The organism is Rhodoplanes roseus (genome assembly GCF_003258865.1).
In the GTDB taxonomy this organism is placed as follows: Bacteria; Pseudomonadota; Alphaproteobacteria; order Rhizobiales; family Xanthobacteraceae; genus Rhodoplanes; species Rhodoplanes roseus.
The window spans coordinates 1-1336 of record NZ_NPEX01000570.1 but is presented as its reverse complement, the minus strand read 5'-3'; the positions used below and the strand labels follow the sequence as shown (position 1 = coordinate 1336).

Below are 1336 nucleotides of genomic sequence, written 5' to 3'. Positions count from 1 at the left end.
GCCCGCCGCTGTCCGGTCGTGACTATCTCGAGCTGGTCCGCGGCTATTACTATCTCCCGGCCGAGACGCTGATCGAGGCCTACGGCCCCCTGTACGAGACGCTGAGCCGGCAGGGCGACGACGGCGCCCGCCCGCTGCGGCTGATGATCGCCGGCAGCATCATGGCGGACGAGGATCGAAAAATCGTCGATCTGGTCGAGGAGGAGGTCGGCGCCCGCATCGTGGTGGAGGATCACTGCGCCGGATTTCGGCCGTTCTTCCGCACCGTTCCCGAGACGGGCGATCCGTTCCGGGCATTGGCCGACGGGTATCTCGACCAGGCGCCCTGCGCCCGCATGAAGCCGCTCGACGACAGCCTGGAGCTGCCCGCCCTGCTGGCCCGCGACTACGCGGTCGACGGCATCCTCTACGTCTACCTGAAGTTCTGCGCCTGCTACGGCATCACCCGCTCGGCCTTCGTCGATCACTTCCGGCAGCTCGGCCTGCCGGTGCTGGAGCTGTCGAGCGACTACTCGCTGAGCGACCACGGCCAGCTGAAAACCCGGATCGAGGCCTTCGTCGAGATTCTGAACGAGCAGCGCGACGCCGGCGCGACCGCGCTGGCGGTGGCTGCCGCGCCGGTCGTCTGACCGGCGGCCGAGACCGTGCAGCTCCGAGATCAGGGAAGGACACCATCATGACCGACGTGCTCTCCGCCACCCTCGAGGCGCCCCGGATTGCGCCATCGCCGGTGCTGCGCGGGCGACGACCGTCCGCGGGCCTGCAGGCGCTCGCCGCGATCGCCCAGACCTACTCGTTCGACGAGATCGCGCGCGCCGCCGACGCGGGACGCTCGGTGATCTGGGGCGGCTGGAGCTGGGAGTCGCCGCTGGTCTTCGCCTGCGACACGATCCCGGTGTCCTACGACCAGCTGTGGGCGGAGGACAGCCGCCGCTCCGAGGCGATCGCCGAGGACCACTTCCAGATCCCGTCCGAGTTCTGCTCGATGATCAAGGCGATGATCGGCCGCCTGCACACCGACCGCGACCACCGCATCAAGCGCATCGTGCATTTCGGCTCCGGTTGCGAGCCGATCCATTCGGTGCTGGAGCTGGCCAAGGCCGACGGCTACGACGTCTTCACCATGGAGACCGTGACGGCGTTCCGGGCCAACGAGAAGCGTGAGGCCGGTATCGCGCTGCTGGTCGACGAGCTGCAGCGGCTGGCCCGCTGGCTCACCGGCAAGCCCGTCGACCAGGATCGGGTCGCGGACGAAATCCGGCGCAAGAACCGCGTGCTGCGAAAAGTCGCTCGCGTGCTGGAGCTGCGCTCGCTGCATCCGCTGCATGTCGACGGC

General features: G+C 68.7%; 2 protein-coding genes. Both read left to right on the top strand.

The window, feature by feature from the left end:
• Positions 1 to 629: 2-hydroxyacyl-CoA dehydratase subunit D (locus tag CH341_RS31305; protein ID WP_146604715.1), on the top strand; the 629-nt coding region annotated here is incomplete at its 5' end.
• A gap of 47 nt (positions 630 to 676) precedes the next feature.
• The coding region (locus CH341_RS31300) for a 2-hydroxyacyl-CoA dehydratase family protein (RefSeq protein ID WP_146604714.1) at positions 677 to 1336 on the top strand (660 nt) is incomplete at its 3' end.